This is a genomic window from Psychrobacter sp. Rd 27.2, assembly GCF_001921755.1.
GTDB lineage: Bacteria > Pseudomonadota > Gammaproteobacteria > Pseudomonadales > Moraxellaceae > Psychrobacter > Psychrobacter celer.
This window is the reverse complement of the sequence record NZ_MRYB01000033.1, coordinates 1-920: the sequence shown is the minus strand read 5'-3', so window position 1 is coordinate 920 and position 920 is coordinate 1. Positions and strand designations below refer to the sequence as shown.

1 pseudogene is annotated in these 920 nt (G+C 35.1%); it reads right to left on the bottom strand.

Annotation, left to right across the window (positions count from 1 at the left end):
• Positions 1 to 765, bottom strand: a pseudogene (locus BTV99_RS12460) (integrase); the annotation flags it as partial.
• Positions 766 to 920: the final 155 nt, after the last annotated feature.

Genomic DNA, 920 nt, shown 5'->3' with positions numbered 1-920 from the left:
AAAAAGTAGCATGATATCTCGTGCATTATTGCTATGGGGCGCTTGCAGGTGTGAGCTTCTATCAACATAATTTAAAAGTGTTTTGAGATACATACCTAAATATTCTTCTTCAACATGTTTAGTACGCGGCTTAATTATATTCCAATCTTTCTTGGCGTTAAGTATGCGTACTGGTTGCTCTTTAATTAAAAAGTCTTCGTTATCATCTAAAAAGCTATCACGACAATAATTCCAAACTGACCTTAGAGCTCTCATAGTTGCGTTAGCCTGAGCTTTACTATGCTTGCTTATCTCTTTATGCTTATCACTTATCATTGACTTAGATATATCATTTAAAGATATATCTAGCCAATCATCTAGCTTGTTTAGTATTTGACCATCATAAGTGTCAATAGTGCCTTTAGCTAAGCTAGTCTTTGCTGATTTAAAGTAGGTATATGCATCTCTCAGTGTTGGTACATTATTGGTCTTATCTTTCGGCTCTTCCAAGACCTCATGAAGCCCGTCATAAACATGCAGACCTTTTTTTATATTAGCCATCATTATGCTGGCTTTTTCACGTGCTTCGGTTAGCGTAATCAAGTGCGTTTCTTCCACTTCATCTCTATATAGCTTTCCGTTAATACGCTTATGTAATGTATAACGTTTGGATTGTTTGCCCACACGTAGCGCAAAACCAGTTAACACATCGTCCATATAGATTTCAGTACCTTTAGCGGTATAGTCTACTGAATCTATAAATTTTTTGGTAAGTTTAACCTTCATATATCACCCATGCAGCAGTATATAACCATAGTGTTAGTAGTATCATACTTTAATTACTATAAGGGTCAAAGTATCAAGATAGTATCAAAAAACCAACTAAGTCCATGCGTTCGCATAAATTTTAGACAATAAAAAACCCTTACAAGTCAATGACT